The organism is Pseudomonas sp. HLG18, from assembly GCF_051903985.1.
In the GTDB taxonomy this organism is placed as follows: Bacteria; Pseudomonadota; Gammaproteobacteria; order Pseudomonadales; family Pseudomonadaceae; genus Aquipseudomonas; species Aquipseudomonas fluorescens_BT.
This window is the reverse complement of the sequence record NZ_CP195831.1, coordinates 1,124,207-1,139,426: the sequence shown is the minus strand read 5'-3', so window position 1 is coordinate 1,139,426 and position 15,220 is coordinate 1,124,207. Positions and strand designations below refer to the sequence as shown.

Annotated in this window: 10 protein-coding genes; 3 read left to right on the top strand and 7 right to left on the bottom strand. The window is 64.1% G+C overall.

Annotated elements, in window-relative coordinates:
* Positions 1-2: 2 nt before the first annotated feature.
* From ACSPX5_RS05245 to ACSPX5_RS05220, 6 genes are all read right to left on the bottom strand, one after another.
* Positions 3-1,553 carry an ABC transporter substrate-binding protein gene (locus ACSPX5_RS05245; protein WP_439821086.1) on the bottom strand — a complete coding sequence of 517 codons (1,551 nt, stop codon included), beginning with the start codon at positions 1,551-1,553 and terminating at the stop codon, positions 3-5.
* A gap of 9 nt (positions 1,554-1,562) precedes the next feature.
* Positions 1,563-2,183 (bottom strand): SCO family protein, encoded by a 621-nt coding sequence (locus ACSPX5_RS05240; protein WP_439821085.1) that lies wholly within the window; start codon positions 2,181-2,183, stop codon positions 1,563-1,565.
* Positions 2,180-2,830 carry an SCO family protein gene (locus ACSPX5_RS05235; protein ID WP_439821084.1) on the bottom strand — a complete coding sequence of 217 codons (651 nt, stop codon included), beginning with the start codon at positions 2,828-2,830 and terminating at the stop codon, positions 2,180-2,182. The genes ACSPX5_RS05240 and ACSPX5_RS05235 overlap by 4 nt, the downstream gene beginning before the upstream one ends.
* A 13-nt stretch (positions 2,831-2,843) precedes the next feature.
* Complete coding sequence (locus ACSPX5_RS05230; protein WP_439821083.1) at positions 2,844-4,766, bottom strand: cytochrome D1 domain-containing protein; 1,923 nt, start codon at positions 4,764-4,766, stop codon at positions 2,844-2,846.
* Positions 4,767-4,911: 145 nt separating this feature from the next.
* The gene (gene mnxG, locus ACSPX5_RS05225; protein WP_439821082.1) at positions 4,912-10,737 is read right to left on the bottom strand and encodes a manganese-oxidizing multicopper oxidase MnxG; all 5,826 of its coding nucleotides are present in this window, start codon (positions 10,735-10,737) and stop codon (positions 4,912-4,914) included.
* 202 nt (positions 10,738-10,939) lie between these two features.
* Positions 10,940-11,551, bottom strand: coding sequence for a lytic transglycosylase domain-containing protein (locus tag ACSPX5_RS05220; protein WP_169429725.1), 612 nt, complete (start codon positions 11,549-11,551; stop codon positions 10,940-10,942).
* Between the two features lie 201 nt (positions 11,552-11,752).
* Here ACSPX5_RS05220 and gspG point away from each other — a divergent pair, with 201 nt between their 5' ends.
* The 3 genes from gspG to ACSPX5_RS05205 all read left to right on the top strand — a co-directional run bounded on the left by gspG (position 11,753) and on the right by ACSPX5_RS05205 (position 14,033).
* Positions 11,753-12,181, top strand: coding sequence for a type II secretion system major pseudopilin GspG (gspG, locus tag ACSPX5_RS05215; protein ID WP_439821081.1), 429 nt, complete (start codon positions 11,753-11,755; stop codon positions 12,179-12,181).
* Positions 12,182-12,195: 14 nt separating this feature from the next.
* Complete coding sequence (locus ACSPX5_RS05210; protein ID WP_439821080.1) at positions 12,196-13,383, top strand: type II secretion system F family protein; 1,188 nt, start codon at positions 12,196-12,198, stop codon at positions 13,381-13,383.
* A 77-nt stretch (positions 13,384-13,460) separates the two neighbouring features.
* Positions 13,461-14,033, top strand: a complete 573-nt coding sequence (locus ACSPX5_RS05205; RefSeq protein WP_439821079.1) for a hypothetical protein — start codon at positions 13,461-13,463, stop codon at positions 14,031-14,033.
* A 126-nt stretch (positions 14,034-14,159) separates the two neighbouring features.
* Here ACSPX5_RS05205 and ACSPX5_RS05200 read toward each other — a convergent pair whose 3' ends face one another.
* Positions 14,160-15,059, bottom strand: a complete 900-nt coding sequence (locus tag ACSPX5_RS05200; protein ID WP_439821078.1) for a LysR family transcriptional regulator — start codon at positions 15,057-15,059, stop codon at positions 14,160-14,162.
* Positions 15,060-15,220 lie beyond the last annotated feature (161 nt).

The window sequence follows — 15,220 nt, the reverse complement described above, 5'->3', positions numbered from 1 at the left end:
GTTCAGGGGCTCGCGAGAATCGATTTGTAAGGCGCGACCAGATAGAAGCGCTGATCGGGTAAATCGACGGTGACCACATGCGCCCCACTCAAGCCAGATCGTCGTCCGGGGCCGAAGTTGAGGCGCGGGGTCAGGCCGGTATCGAAGTCGTGCAGGCCTTCGAGGGCCGCCACCATCTTTTCGCGGCTGGCGTCGCGCCCGGCCTGTTTCATGGCTTCGCTCAAAAGCAGCATCGAAGCGTAAGCGCCGACTTGCAGCACCGCATGTTGCGCGCCGAGGCCCTGATGTTCGCGCAGTAAAGTCATGGCCATGCGCCCGGTCTGGGTCCAGTCGCTGGGCACGAAGGGATAGGCCAGGAAGACGCGCCGGGAAAAGCCCTCGGGCACTTGCAGCAGGTCGCCCGCCACCTGGCCTGATGTCGCGAAAAGGTACGGCAGCTGCCCGGCATGCTGCAGCCCCGCCGCCAGTTGACTGAAACCGCTGCCGCTGCCCAGGTAGAAGACTGAACGCGAGCCCAGCGGCAAGCTGTCCGCTGCCGGGTCGTAGGCCTGTAGCCGGACCTTTTGCCAGCCGTGATCCTGCAAGTACTGTCCCAACCCCTGCGCGGCCTGCACTTGAGTCGGATCGTCGGGATAGGCGATCAAGGTCGGCCCTTGCAGCACTTTCAGGCTGGCGGTGGCGTAATCGGCCAGGGCGATCAACTGCTCGCGCAATCCCGGCAGCGGTTCAAAGATCTGCGCACTGGCCTGCACCGAACCCATCAAGGACAACGGCCCGATCAGCGGCAGCCCGGCCTGCTCCAGACGTGGCGCCAGTTCACTGTCCAGCGCCGGGGCCAGCGGCGCGATCAGCGCAAAGACCTTTTCCTCGTCAATCAGCCGTTGCAAAGCCTGCTCGGCGCTGGTGCGATCCGGGCCGGGATCGACCACTGTCAGGCGCAGTTGCCGGCCATGAATGCCGCCCGCCTGATTGATCCGCGCCACGCTGCCGTTGAGCACCGCCGCCACCGTGGCGCCCTCCTCGGCCAGCGGTCCCTGGCTCGGCAGCAAAGTGCCCAGGTGCAAGGTCTGGTCATCGAGCCCGGGATCGCGATCATCGGCCAGGCGTTTGAGATAGGCAGTGAGGTTGCGCTGATCCTTCATCGACAACAGGAACCGCGGCATGCTCGGGTCGAGCCGGTTGTTGCCGGGGTCGCGGCCCTGCTGGATCACCTGCGCCAGGCTGCTGTCGGTGTATGCCGGGTAGCTACGTCCGTTGACCCGCTGCTGACCATGAACACTGGTCAGTCGCGACCAGTTCAGTTCTGGCGGCCGCACCCCGCCTTCGGGCCGGCCCAGGCCGTCGGTGCCGTGACAGTTGGCGCACGGCAGGCTGGTGGCCGGCAGCAAAACGTCCGCCGCGCCGACCCGCGCCATGATCGGCTCACCGCTGGCAGACAGGCCTTCGCGGTACAGGCGCTTGCCGGCGCTTTCTTCATCGGTCAGCGGCAACGCGGCCGCGCCGAGGCTGACGCCAGCGAGCAGGATCAGGGCGAGGACGCGGCCGAGGTTCATGGCGCGGACTCAGCGGCCGGCCACGGGCATTGTCAGCAGCTGCAAGCGCTGGGCAATGGCGGCGGCCGGGGCATCGGGACGGATCTTGCTCCAGCGTTTGTTGGCGACGTCGCCGACGATCAACTGGGTCGAGTGCTGCTCCGGCGTTGGCACGATCTGGCCGATGCGACCGAGCACCAGATCCATCTGCGCCTTGTCGCCAGTAAGGAAAAGCCAGTGAGGGTCATCGGCGCCCTGCTTCAAGGTGTAAGCCTTGAGGACCGCCGGCGTGTCGCGCAGCGGATCACTGGTAAGGGAAATGAAGGTGATGCCATCGGCCTTGTCGCCCAGCAGCTCGCGGACTTCCTTGAGCTTGCGGGTGATCAGCGGGCAGGCATCGTTGCAGCGGGTGAAGATCACGTTGAGCAGGACCACACGGTTTTGCAGCGCGTCGCTGTAGAAGCGCCGAGTGTTGCCGTGCTGATCCAGCAACGGCGTATCGGTGAACCAGGTTTTCGCGTCATGAGTGCCTTTGGCCGGCGCGGCAGCAACCATCGCCGGGGGCTCGGGCGCATGGCCTTCGTGGGCAAACGCCACGTTGCCGAGAATCAGGAAACAGATCGTCAGGGAGATCCAGTCGAGCATTCTCATGGCTGTTGCTCCATGGCAATCGCGGTGTGTTTGGCGTGGGTGCGCAGGCCGCTGAGTTTCTCGACTTCCTTGGCCAGCAGTGCCGGATCGGTGAAGCCGTAGTAGCGCATCCAGTGACGGCTGTTGCCGTCACCGACGAGGATCAGCGGCTGGTGATTCTTGAAGTCGCCGCTGAAACTGCCGAGACCCTTGAGGGTGGCGGTGATCGATTGCGGCGAACCAGTGAGCCAACTCCAGCCCGGGCCTTTCTGGAAGGTGCGGGCGTAATCCTGCAAGCGTTTCGGGTCGTCGCGCTGCGGGTCGATGCTGATCGACACCAGCTGCACTTCACCCCCGACCCGCGAGCCCAGCTGTTTCTGAACCTTGCCCATGATCGACGAGACCACCGGGCAGACCGTGGTGCAACTGGTGTAGATGAAACTCATGACGACGATTTTGTTGTGCACCAGATCCTGTTCCAGGTGCACGGTCTTGCCGTTCTGGTCGAGCAGCGGCACGTCGGCGAAATTGACCTGGGCGTGCTCCTGGCCGTTGGCGGCTGGTGCCGTGTGCCCGGCATGCGCGTCCGCCGAGTGGGCGCTGGCCTGCTGGATACCGACGGCTAACAGGCACAGGGTCAGCAGGCCACGGGATGCAAATCGGTTCATGGTCGTTTCCTCGTCACTGAGTCTGGCCGGGCAGCACCCGGACACTGGCAAAGGTCTTGTCATCGAAACCGGCGCCCAGCGAGGCCGCGCGCACGTGCAGGTACCAGGCGCCGCTGCGGTCGAGGGTCACCGGCGCTTCGTACACGCCGTCGGCGACTTCCCGTGCGGCCACTTCACGGGGCCGTGAGGTCGGCGCGAGGAAGTAGCGCAACTGCACGTCGGTCACGCCGCTGCGCTGGATCTTCTGTTTGCCCTGGACGATGCGAAAACGCACCACATACGGGTCGTTGAGGGCCACGGCGGTCTTGTCCAGCAGGAACTCGACTTTTGCCGCCCCCAGGTGTTTTTCCGGCGCGCCGTCGGACGCCACCTGGGCGCTGAAGCAATGAATGATGTTCGGCTGGTTGAGCAGGAACGCCACGTCGAAGCGCCCCGCCGCCGGCAGTTTCACCCGGGCGCTGTATAGCCCCGGCGACACTTCGCGCAGGCTGCGGTCGATGACCAGCGCGGCGCGGGCGATTTGCCCCCGGTTGGGGTAACCGGACATCGGCGCGTTCATGCCTTCGGCGTAGAAATAGGTGGTGTTGTCCACCGGGTTGACCACGAACACCGCGTTGTCATCGCGCGATACCGCGAGGCTCGACGCCAGTGGCAGGTCCCCGGCCAACCGTGGCGGCTGCGGCCCGGCCTCGAAACCCTGGCTGATCGGCTGACGCCCTTCGCCCAGCGACGCCAGATTGATCATCGTGACCTTCGGCGAGGCCAGTCCGCGCACGTAGGCATAGGCCTGGGTGAACACCACTTGATAGGGTTCGGCCGAGACTTCCAGATCATGGATCGCCGAATCATTGGCCGCATCGATCACCGTGGCGCGGTTTTCCACCGTGTTCAGCACCACGCCGAAGCGGCCATCGGCGCTGAAGCCCATCGGGCCGAGCCCCTGTTGCAGTTGGATCACCCGGCGTACGGCGCGGCTGTTGGCGTCGATCACCGTAACGGTACCGTCCTTGCCGTCGGCCACATACACCGCGCCGGACAGCGGCGAGTACGCCACCGACAACGGACTTGAACCGGTCTTGACCTGTTGCAGCAGGCTCAGGCTGGCGATTTCGATGACGCTGAGGGTGCCGTCGTCGCGGTTGCTGACGAAGGCGAAACGACTGTCCTTGCTGAACGTGACTTCGTGGTGGCCGCGCCCGGTCGCCAGGTGTTTCAGCGGTTTGAGGCTTTGGGTGTCGATCACCGTGACCCCGGATTCTTCAGCCTTGCTCGCGTTATTGCCGACCCACAGCAGGCGCTCGTCCGGTTGCAGCGCGACCCGCACCGGTTGGCTGCCGGCGGCCACCGAGTCGATGACCTTGAATTGCTCGCTGTCGATCACCGCCACTTCCCCCGCCGTCGGCATCGACACGAAGACCTTTTTGTTGTCCTTGGGCGTGACCCAGTCCATCGGCGATTGCTTGAGTTCGATCCGCGCCAGGGTGCTGGTGATACCGCCGACCGACACCGACGGATCGACCACCGAAACGCTGGCATCGCGGTTCATCACCAGCAGGAAATAGCTGTTGAGGTCGAGCAGCGGCCGCGCACCGATATTGGATTTGAGGAACGTGCCGACCCGCGACTTGCAGCTCTGGTCACGGCCCTGGGCCTGATCAGCAGCAAGGGCTTGCGGATCGATCCACGCCCCCGGCGCCACGCCGGACAACGGCTGGCCGGACGCGCCGTCGGTGACGCGGAATTGCACGTCGGCGAACTCCCCCTCACGCAACTGGCCGTCGCTGGCCAGCGGCTTCAGGTTGAAGGCGATCGACACGCCGTCGCGGGTCAGCACCTGCCCGGCGCCGGTTTGCGCCAGGGCAATCTCGCTCAGCGTGAGCAGCGCGCCGGCCATTGCCAGCAGGCAGACGCCGATGATGTTGATGATCCTGTTCATACCTCTCTCCCCTGACACATTGTCCGAAACACCACCGCCCTGTGGGAGCGAGCCTGCTCGCGATGGCGTTCGGCGCTACACCATCCAAAACCGCATCGATCCCAATCGCCAGCAGGCTGGCTCCCACAAGGGAACTGCATTCCAGCTACTGAGCAGGCGGCGCCGGCTCCGGCTCATTGGTCACCCGCAGCAATCCCCACAGCCCCGAGGTGTTGCCATAGGCGGCGTAATCGCGGAACAGGTAGTCCCCCGGTATCGCGTTGCTGCCCCCGGCGCTCGGGATCATGAAGCTGAAGTGCGCCGCCGGCAGGATGCTTTCGTGAGCGCCGATGTACATCGACATCGGGTTGTAGCCGAAGCGCACCGAACCCACGCCCGGCGCACCCATCGGGTAGCCGCCGGTGTCGCTCTTCTCGGCCTGGAACGGGTTGAGCGACCAGACGTGCCCGTCGAGCTGGAACGTCGTGCCGCGACTGCCGCCGCTCGGCATCAGAATGTGCGTACGCAACGGCTGGCCCGGTTTGGCATACAGCACCGGTGTCTGCGGATCGCCCCCCACCAACGCATTGCTGTAGGCCATGTGCGCGTTGGTCATGTCGCCGTAACCCGCGCCATCGGCATGGCCGAACGGCGCATCCGGGGCGAGGCCGAAGCGGTACCACAAAGGTTCAGTCTTGTAGTTGATCGCCATGCTCGAGTTGTCCTGCGGATCGGTCGGCACACCGAAGCCCTCGGCAGCGATGCCTTCGACCGGCCGGCCATTGGCCCAACGGGTGTTCAGCGCCTTGTGCCAGACCATCGCGAAGTCGCGGTAAGTCGTCTGCCCCGGTGCGGTGACCGTGGCGTTGACCTTGCGCGCATCGTCGACCCAGGTCGCGCCGATCGGCAGGATGCTCATCGCCCCACCCAGGCCTTTTTGCGGTTGCTTGATCACATCCGCCGGGGTGAAGTTCAGGCCACCGAACTCCACGGCCGTGGCGTTGATGTTGTCGACACTGCGGCCCAGTTGCGTGACCGGTTTGCCTTCACGCTCCAGGTGCCCGGCGTAGTACTGATAGGTACGGGTCGGGTAGGCGCCGCTGCTGCCAACCCGTGGTGGCACGGTCTGGGTCGGGTTGGCGCCGACGTTGGTGCCGTCGGATTTGGTGATGTCGTAGGCCAGCAGTTGGGCGTGCAGCCCCACGTGGCTGGACGGCCGCATCAGGTTGTTGCTGAAAGTGGTCGAGCCCAGGCCGCTGTTGCGGTCGCGCTTGACCATGCCTAGCATCACTGCGGTCTGGGTCAGGTCCGGCATCACGCTCGGCAGACGGTTTTCCAGGGTGATGTTGATGCAGTCCCCGGCCGCTGCGCGCAGCACCAGCGGTTCGACCGCAATGCCGGGTTTGAGCTTGCCGCTGACCGGATCGAGGTCGGATTTACGCACGTACAGGATCGCCGTCGGATCATGCAGCGGCCCGCTCTGGCCACCGATGGTGATGGTCTCGCCGTCCTCCGGATCGGTCACCGTGACTTGCGGGATGCTCACCGTGCGCGAGTTCAGCACCAGGGTGCCGCCCGCCGGATTCAGCGGCCCGCCGACATGCTGACCGAGCCCGGCCGAATCGCCGATGCTCAGGCCCAGCGGATTGCCGAGGATGTCGTTGGCCAGCGCCGCCACCACTTCATAGTTGCGCTGCACCGTCGGCCGGGTGCCGATGCCGTTGGGGTTGGCGCTGATCCGTGGGCAACTGCCTTCGAACGCCACGGTGTTGCGCATGCCGGCCGGACTCGGGTTGTTGGGGATGGCGAACAGGTCATTGCGTTTGGCCGTGTAGTTGCGCATCACCCCCCAGATCCCGCTCCAGTAGCCTTCGATCGAAGCGTCCATCGAGTACAGATAGTCACCGGTGGTCGCGGCGGAACTCGACAGCATCGAAACAGGTGCGATGAAGCCCATCTGTTCGGAGATGCCGATCATCTGCGAGGCGCGCCAGCCGGAGTTGGAGCTGTTGCCGAAACCGGAACCGCTCTGCAGCCATTTCACGCCGTGCAGGGTGACGTTGTGCTCTTCCTCGTGGCCGCCGGCATGCACCCGCAGACGCACGTTGTCGCCGGTGTAGGTGCGCAGCATCGGGGTGAACGGATCGCCCGGTTCGCTGCCACCCTTGTTGATGTGCGGCGGGAACAGCGTGGTGCCACCGGTCGGGCCGGTGGCGGCCGTCACCAGGTTCGGTGCCAGGTTCATCGCCGGGATCGCCCGGTCGGTACGGCTTTGCATGGCGTAAGCCAGATCGCCGCCGAGGCCGTCGGCCTGCATGCCGCGCTTGCCGTCCGGGCCGACCTTGTTCGGGTCGTAGACCCGCAGGGCCAGGGGCTCGTTGCGATAGTTGACGACGAACATGCCGGGGTCATCCACGGAGATCGCTTGCGGGCAAGGCCGGCTCGGGCAGCCCGGTACCTGACCGCCCTGCACTTCCAGCACGCCTTCGAGCAGGGTGCTGGCGTTGTTGCGCACCGGCGGGTTGATCGCGTAGCGGAAGCTGTCGGCGGTGGCCGGGAACGCTTGCGGATTGGGCACGCCGTTGGGGCCGGCGCCCACGTACACCCCGGCTTCATAGGCGTGCTGGAAGTCGCTGTATTCGAGGAAGAACTCACGGAAGCTGTCGTTCTTGCCGTCGCCGTCGAGGTCGCCGGTGTTGATCACCGCCTGCCACGAGGTCGGCCCGCCGTCCTGCCGCGCGCCGCTGTACAAAGGCTCGCCGGTTTCGGCGTGGAACCAGGTGGAACCGGCCGGTTCCGCCAGCACCGTGGCATACAGGCCGATCTGCTGGTGAGTCGATGGGCCGAGGTGGTCGTGGGTGAAGATGGTGCCCAGCCCCCGATCCACGCCCTTGGCGTTGACCACCGGGTCGACGAACCAGCGTTGCATGGCCGTGCGCGCGCCCATCCAGTCACTGCGCCCGAACTGGCCGAAGAACGGATGCGCCTTGGCTTTCGGGCAGGCCTGGGTGCCGTCGCGCGGGTCGCTGCCCTCGCACTGGTTGAATTCGCGGATCGCGTGAATGCGTTCCTGAACGGCGCCGGGTGAGAGCACGCCGTCCTCGTAGTTCCAGCCGTTGGAAGAACCGTCGGCGGCCGTCAGGTCCCACTTCGGCAGGTGAATGTGCTGGCCGATCACGTCGGTCGGGGTGCGCACCTGATAGTCGTCCATCTCGTAGGTGGCGGGCACCAGGTTGGTTTGCTGGTATTGCACGCAGTCGAAGGTGTTCATGCGCATCACCAGCGGCTCTGGCGGACGCTGCTTGGTGATCACCGGCCAGGCGTCTTCCCACAGCGCCAGAATCCGGGCTTGCGGGAAGTGATAGCCAACCTTGTTGTAGACCGCGTCGAACTGAATGTTGGCGGCCTTGTAGATGCGCGGGCGGTCGGCGGTGAAGGTCGAGGCGCCGACGAAGGACATGCCGTCCAGCCGGTCGCCGCTGGCGAATTCACCGCTGCCGGCGCTGCTGGTCAGGCGTTTTTGCCGGTCGTCCATGCACGGTTCGTAGTACGGCGCACCGGCCATCGGCAAGGCGCCGTTGGTGCGAAAGGCCTTGGCCACGATCTGGTTGCCGGGCAGCAAGGCAAAGCTTGGGTGATCCTTTTTCGCGTGGAATGCCATCGCGGCCTGTTCCACTTCAGTGCCCTCTTCGGGCAGGTAGATCGGTTTGGCGCGGGTGACTTCCTTGGAGAAGTCCAGCGAGGTGGTCACGGTGTGCGCCGCGCCTCCGGCTGATACACCATCGAGGGTGTGACGCTGCAAGCCGCCGTCCCAGCCGCCGGACTGATTCGGGTCAAGGTTGGCCCACAGCGCTTTGCCGCTGGCTTTCAACGATTGCGCGGTGGCGGCGTCGAGCATGTCCAGCGGTGGGGTGGGTGGACGCTGCCCCACCGAACTTTCCATGCCGCCGATCCAGAACGGATAGCCAGGGTTTTTCAGGCTGCCGTCGGCGTTGCGGTTGGCTTCACTGCGATCGACCAGTGCCAGTGAGCCAATGGCTTGCGAACCACCGTTACCGCCATGGTGTTCGCCGTCGTCATCGCCCTCTTCTTCCTCATCGTGGCCGGCGACCAGGGTTTCGCCGATTTTCGGCACCACCACCACTTTGCCCGGCATCGGGGCCATGGCTTTGCCGGGCAGCGGCACGACGGCAGGAATCGGCGTGCCGGCGATGATCTCGCCATCCGGCAAGGCCCGGGCACCGGCGGCCGGTTTACCGCTGCGCAGTGCGTAAGGTTCGCTGTGATAACCATCGGCGCCCTGTTGCGAGACTTCCAGCCGGGTGCCTTCTTCGAACACATCGTGCACCCGCCACATCGACCACATGCCTTGGGCGAAATGCGGGTAGAAGTGGCAGTGATAGATCGCATCGCCGGCCACCCGGTTGCGGTTGCCGGAACCACCGTTGGCGATTTCGTAGGTATAGCCGGCGCCTGGGCCGATGCCTTGGGCATCGACGTAGTCGGAGTTGTCGTCGTTGGGGTTGAACAGCCACTGATGGCCGTGCAGGTGGAAGATGTGCTGCTCGTGGCCGTTGTGGGTGTTGCGGAATTTGACGAAGTCACCGATGTAGCTGTGGTTGACGTTCGATGGCTCCGACGGATACAGGGCCATGGTGGCCTTGACGCCGACCTGATCGGCGCTGGGTGTCTGGCCGGGGGCGATGTTCTCAAGCCCGGTATTGGCCGGCACGTCCACCAGCATCGCCACGTCACCGACGGTATGCGAGCTGAGGAAGAATTCTTCGTAGGCGCACGACAGGCAATCGTGCATCGGCCCCACGCCGAGGCGGTTGGCGACCACTTCAGCGCCCATACCGCCGGAACCGTAGTTGATCATGAACGAGTCGCGGGTCGGCTCCAGCACATGGGCCATGACCGGATCGGCCCAGTAGGCGGGGAAGGCCTGGGTGGCGGCGGTTTCGTCCTGGAACTGCGAGGCGAAATCGCGAAACGGCTCGAGGCGGTTGGGGATCGCCGGGTTGCGTTTGCCCATCGATTCCAGCGGATAGGTGCTGGGCGCAAAACTGCCATCGGCGTTGCTGCCCATGACAATTGCATCGCTTTCGCTGGAAATGATTTCGTTGCCGTCGACCATGCTGATGATCGGTGTACCGGCCTTGCCTTCACGCAACCACGGTTCGCGCTGCGGGTAGCGGGCCTGGTAATCGACGATGGGGTGACCGGCCGGTGTGCGGCCGGTGGTTGCCAGACGCATTTCTTCTTCGGTGAGGGTGTTGCGATAGGTGCGTCCCGATTTCGGCACCACCACGACCTGGCCGAACAGGCCATTGGCGACGTTGCCGGCCGCGCCCTCCCCGCCGAATGTCGCGCCACGGCTGCTGACGGCGAACGCCCCTTCCCGCTCGGCGTACAGAACATAAGAACGGCTCGCTCCCGGCGGCACCAGGGTGTTGGCGTTACGCCCGGTGTAGGAGGAAATGTCGTCGATGCTGTTCACCGCTTGCAGGCCGTTGACCTGGAAACCGACATGGCGGTCGGCGACCTGTTCGTCGACCTTGAAGGCATCGGCGCCACCGGGGTTCACGGTGCCCTCCTCGCCTTCAGGCCCTTCGAAGTGCTTGTTCGGGTTGGCCTGGTAATCGAGCAGGTTCTGCAGGTTGATCGTCAGGCAATCACCGGCGGCCACCCGCAGCACCAACGGCCGTGGACGCTTGTCCGCACGCAGCGACACCTTGCCCGGCACCGCACTGCCGCCATAGGCCAGCGAGACGTCATGGTCATCGACCACATCGCGGCGCAACGCGAACATCATCCCGTTGACGTTCTGCGCACCGAGGCGGTTGAACATCAGCGGTTGATCGAAGGCGACCACATTGGCCACCAGATTGCGCTCGCAGCGCACGGTGGCGCTGGCCAGTTCGACACTGAGCATCGACGCCAGCAACAGCAGCCAGTTCAACAGGGACGGAGCGTGGTGAATGCCAACCATGATCGGAAACCTCGCAGTGGGTGCTCACAGGGAATGATTCTCGACAAACCCGCTGGAGCAATCCGCATGCCACAAAATTTTGCATTACGGATCAATCATTTACAGAAACCATTTGAGAGTCCGGGGGATTTTCCCCACCCGATTCCCCGTTTTTCCGACCCGGCGGATTTGCCCCGAAAGTGGGGAAAACCGGGTTGAAGGTTTACAACGGCGCGTCCGCCGCCAACCCCTGCAAACGCCGGTACTGGCGCAGGACGCTGGGCACATAACGCTGGGTTTCAGCGAACGGCGGGATCACCCGCCCACGGCTCAACACCGCGTCGGGGCCGGCGTTGTAGGCCGCCACGGCCAAAGTGATGTCGTTGTCGAAAAGGGTCATCAGGCGCTTCAGATACCGGGCCCCGCCCTGAATATTGGCCCGGGGGTCGTAGACATCGGTCACCCCCAGTTCCCGGGCGGTGTCGGGCATCAGTTGCATCAACCCGCCGGCCCCTTTGGGCGATGTCGCGCCGGGGTTGTAGTTCGACTCGGCGTTGATCACCGCGTGCAGCAGTGCTTCGGGCAAGTGATTGGCTGCAGCGGCGGCCGACACCAGCTCGGCGTAAGGCTGGTTGGCGATCAACTGCGGTTGTTGATCGAGGCTGACCACGGGCATTTGCGCCTCGTGAATCACCCGTTCGTAGGTGCGTCCGGGACGGTGAACGTTGGACAGTACATAACCGCCCCGGGTGTCCACGGAGACAAACACATCAGCTTCGGCGATGCCGGTCAGCAGCATGCAGCCAAGCAGTCCTGCGCAGATTGGATTGAGCATTGGGCCTCCCCTGACAGGCCCGGAAAATTGGGGGAAATGCCCCACTGACCTGTCGTGATTCAGCCGTACGCAAGCACTGTGCCGACTCTCGAGAGGCCCGTAATACAAGGGTTCCAACCCGAACGCAGGATTTATCGGGGGCTGAGCATGGCAATTGCATAAGCCCTGAGGCGACTCGGCTGCCACTCACCGGAGGTCATCATGAAGCTGCATGTTCGTCCGCGCGCCCAACGGGGTTTCACCCTGCTCGAATTGCTCGTGGTGCTGGTGGTGCTCGGCCTGTTGGCCGGGATCGTCGCGCCCAAATATTTCGCTCAGCTGGGGCGCTCCGAAGTGAAAGTCGCCAAGGCGCAGATCGAAGGCCTGGGCAAGGCGCTGGACTTGTATCGGCTGGAAGTCGGCCACTACCCGTCCACCGAACAAGGTTTGCAGGCGCTGGTCAGCGCGCCGAGCGACGAGGCGAAATGGACCGGCCCGTACTTGCAGAAAAAGCTCCCGCAGGACCCGTGGGGCCGTAATTACACCTACCGCTATCCCGGCGAAAACGCCGAGTACGACTTACTGTCGATGGGCAAGGACGGCCAGCCCGGCGGCGAAGGCGAAAACGCCGAAGTCACCAACTGGCAATGAGCGGAGCACACGGCATGCGTTTTCATCTGAAGGCAGTGGGCAAGGCAGGCGTGGTGTCGCTGAACATCGAGGCGCCCGGTCACAGCGAAGCGCGGCGCATCGCCGAGGATCAGGGTTTGCGCGTGGTCAGCCTGCACGCCGAGCGCCACTGGCGTTCGTTGCGCCTGAGTAAGCGTGAAACTTTCAACCTGGTGCTGTTCAGCCAGGAGCTGACCACGCTGCTCAACGCCGGCCTGCCGTTGATCGATGCACTGGAAAGCCTGGCAGAAAAAGAATCCGCCCCCGCTGCCCGCAAAACCCTGACTGAACTGGTGCGGTTGCTGTACGAGGGCAAATCGTTCTCCCAGGCGTTGGCTCAGTTGTCGGGGGTTTTTCCGCCGCTGTACGTGGCGCTGGTGCAGTCCAGCGAGAAGACCGGCGCGGTCGGCGATGCGCTGGGGCGTTATGTCAGCTATCGCCAGCGCATGGACGAGGTGCGGCAGAAGATCGTCAGTGCCTCGATCTACCCGTTGCTGTTGTTGGTGGTCGGCGGTGGCGTGGTGCTGTTTCTGATGGGTTATGTGGTGCCGCGCTTCAGTCTGGTGTTCGAAGGGCTGGGCTCGAACCTGCCATGGCTGTCACAGATGCTCATGAGCAGCGGCATGTTTTTGCACGCCCATCAGGGTGAGTTTTTCGGGATTCTGGCGGCGATCATTACCGCCCTCGCCGTGTTGCAGAAACAACCGGCGTTTCGCCGTGGGCTGGATCGGCTGGTGGAGAAACTGCCCGCCGTGCACCAGCGGATCTTCATGTATGAGTTGGCGCGGTTTTATCGCTCGCTGGGAATTCTGCTGCAAGGCGGGATTCCGCTGGTGACCGCCATGGGCATGGTGCGCGGTCTGCTCACCGTGGCCTCGCGGGCACGTCTGGACCAGGCCTGCGAGCGGGTGCGCGAGGGGCAGTCGCTGTCCACTGCGCTGGAGCTCAATCGCTTGGTGACGCCGGTGTCCCTGCGCCTGCTGCGCGCCGGCGAACAGTCCGGCAACCTGGGGCAGATGATGGAGCGCAGCGCCGATTTCTACGACGAGGAAATCAGCCGCTGGATCGAGTGGTTCGTGCGCCTGTTCGAACCGCTGCTCATGACCTTCATCGGCCTGTTGATCGGGGTGATCGTGATCCTGATGTACATCCCCATCTTCGAACTGGCTTCGAGTATCCACTGACCTCGGGAACGGGTCGGTTCACACACAAACAAGACACATCCACGTTCCCAACCAAGACAACAAAGACGGAGAACGATATGCACATTCAAAAGCTCATGCTCGCAATGGCCATCGGCGCAGTCCTGTCGGCGTCCACCGTATTGATCCCGGACAACCTGTCCGGGGTGTCCAGCGTTCAGGCCAAGGAAGGTGGAAGTGGGGGTGGAGGAAGCGGTGGTGGTGGCGGCGGAGGTAGTGGCGGTGGTGGCGGCGGAAATGGGGGCGGTGGTGGAGGCAACGGAGGGGGTGGTAGCGGCGGTGGAGGCGGCGGCAACGGTGGCAGTGGCGGCGGCGGCAATGGCGGTAGCCACGGTGGTGGCGGCAGTGGTGGCAACAGTGGCAGTGGCGGCGGTGGAAACAGCGGCCACAGCGGTAGCGACCATGGCTCGGGCCATTCCGGTGACAGCGCTTCTTCAGGACGCAACGGCACCCACGCCGAAGCGGGCGACGATCATGGTGTTCATCGGGCCGGTGAAATAGGCGATGACCATGGCGTTCATCGCGCAGGCGAGGTCGGCGATGACCATGGCGTACACCGCGCAGGCGAGGTCGGCGATGACCATGGTGTACACGTTGGCGGCGAGCCGGGCGATGACAAGCGCGCCAACTAAATCACCTTGAAACGCCCTACCCCTGTGGGAGCGGGCTTGCTCGCGAAAGCGGTGGATCAGTCAATACAGGAGTGACAGACCTGACGTTTTCGCGAGCAAGCCCGCTCCCACAATGTTTTGTAGCGCCTACAAAACGCCTTTTGTCTGATCCAGCCGCTCACGCAAAAACTCGATCAACGCCTGCACCGGCCGTGATGCCTGACGATGCTGCGGGTACACCGCCGACAGCGTCAGCGGTTCCGGCCGAAACTCGTCCAGCACCGGCACCAGCCGCCCATCCTTCAATGCCGCGCCGACAATGAACGTCGGCAGATAAGTAATCCCCATCCCCGCCACCGCCGCATCCCTGAGCAACTCACCATTGTTGACCCGCATCCGCCCGGTGACATTCACCAGTTGCGGCTTGCCCTGCCCCGCGTTGAACCGCCATTGCACCGAACGCCCGTGGCCGTATGGCAGGCAGTCGTGGCTGAGCAAGTCTTCCGGTTTGAGCGGTGTGCCACGCTCGGCCAGATACCCAGGACTGGCGCAATACACCCGCTCGATGGCGGCAATGCGACGGGCAATCAGGGTCGAATCTTCCAGCACGCCGATGCGCAGCGCCAGGTCGTAGCCCTCGCCCAGCAGATCCACCGGCCGGTCGCTCAGGTCCACCTCTACCGTGACCTCGCGATAACGCTGCAGAAACGGCGGCAGCAAACAGCCCAGATGCGCCAGCGCAAACGACAGCGGCGCACTCACGCGAATCGCCCCCCGCGGCTCGGCGGTCTGCCCGGCGATGCCCTGCTCCACCGATTCCACTTCACCGAGCAAACGCAGCGCCGATTCGTAATAGCTCTGGCCCAGCGGCGTCACGTCCAGGCGCCGGGTCGAGCGGTTGAGCAAACGCACGCCAAGGCGCTCCTCCAGCTGCATCAACCGGCGGCTGACGAACTGCTTGGACAGGCCCAACTGATCGGCCGCCGCCGTGAAGCTGCCGGAGTCCATGACCTGGCAAAAAATACGCATGTCTTCGAACGGGTTCATTGTCACTCTCTGGTTGACAGTTAAACGCTTTATAGCCGCTTTTTCACTTTCCGGCACCTCATTAATCTGTGCTCACGGTGTTGCTGAGGCCTGAAGCCCAGCGCCACAGCAGCCCGATCCCAAGGCATACAAAAACTCAAACGACTTAAAAAGGAATTGCA

Coding starts and splice junctions, on each gene's coding strand:
- ACSPX5_RS05235 (WP_439821084.1), bottom strand. CDS start 2,830: ATGAACCGATTTGCATCCCGTGGCCTGCTGACCCTGTGCCTGTTAGCC.
- mnxG (WP_439821082.1), bottom strand. CDS start 10,737: ATGGTTGGCATTCACCACGCTCCGTCCCTGTTGAACTGGCTGCTGTTG.
- ACSPX5_RS05200 (WP_439821078.1), bottom strand. CDS start 15,059: ATGAACCCGTTCGAAGACATGCGTATTTTTTGCCAGGTCATGGACTCC.
- ACSPX5_RS05205 (WP_439821079.1), top strand. CDS start 13,461: ATGCACATTCAAAAGCTCATGCTCGCAATGGCCATCGGCGCAGTCCTG.
- ACSPX5_RS05220 (WP_169429725.1), bottom strand. CDS start 11,551: ATGCTCAATCCAATCTGCGCAGGACTGCTTGGCTGCATGCTGCTGACC.
- ACSPX5_RS05210 (WP_439821080.1), top strand. CDS start 12,196: ATGCGTTTTCATCTGAAGGCAGTGGGCAAGGCAGGCGTGGTGTCGCTG.
- ACSPX5_RS05245 (WP_439821086.1), bottom strand. CDS start 1,553: ATGAACCTCGGCCGCGTCCTCGCCCTGATCCTGCTCGCTGGCGTCAGC.
- gspG (WP_439821081.1), top strand. CDS start 11,753: ATGAAGCTGCATGTTCGTCCGCGCGCCCAACGGGGTTTCACCCTGCTC.
- ACSPX5_RS05230 (WP_439821083.1), bottom strand. CDS start 4,766: ATGAACAGGATCATCAACATCATCGGCGTCTGCCTGCTGGCAATGGCC.
- ACSPX5_RS05240 (WP_439821085.1), bottom strand. CDS start 2,183: ATGAGAATGCTCGACTGGATCTCCCTGACGATCTGTTTCCTGATTCTC.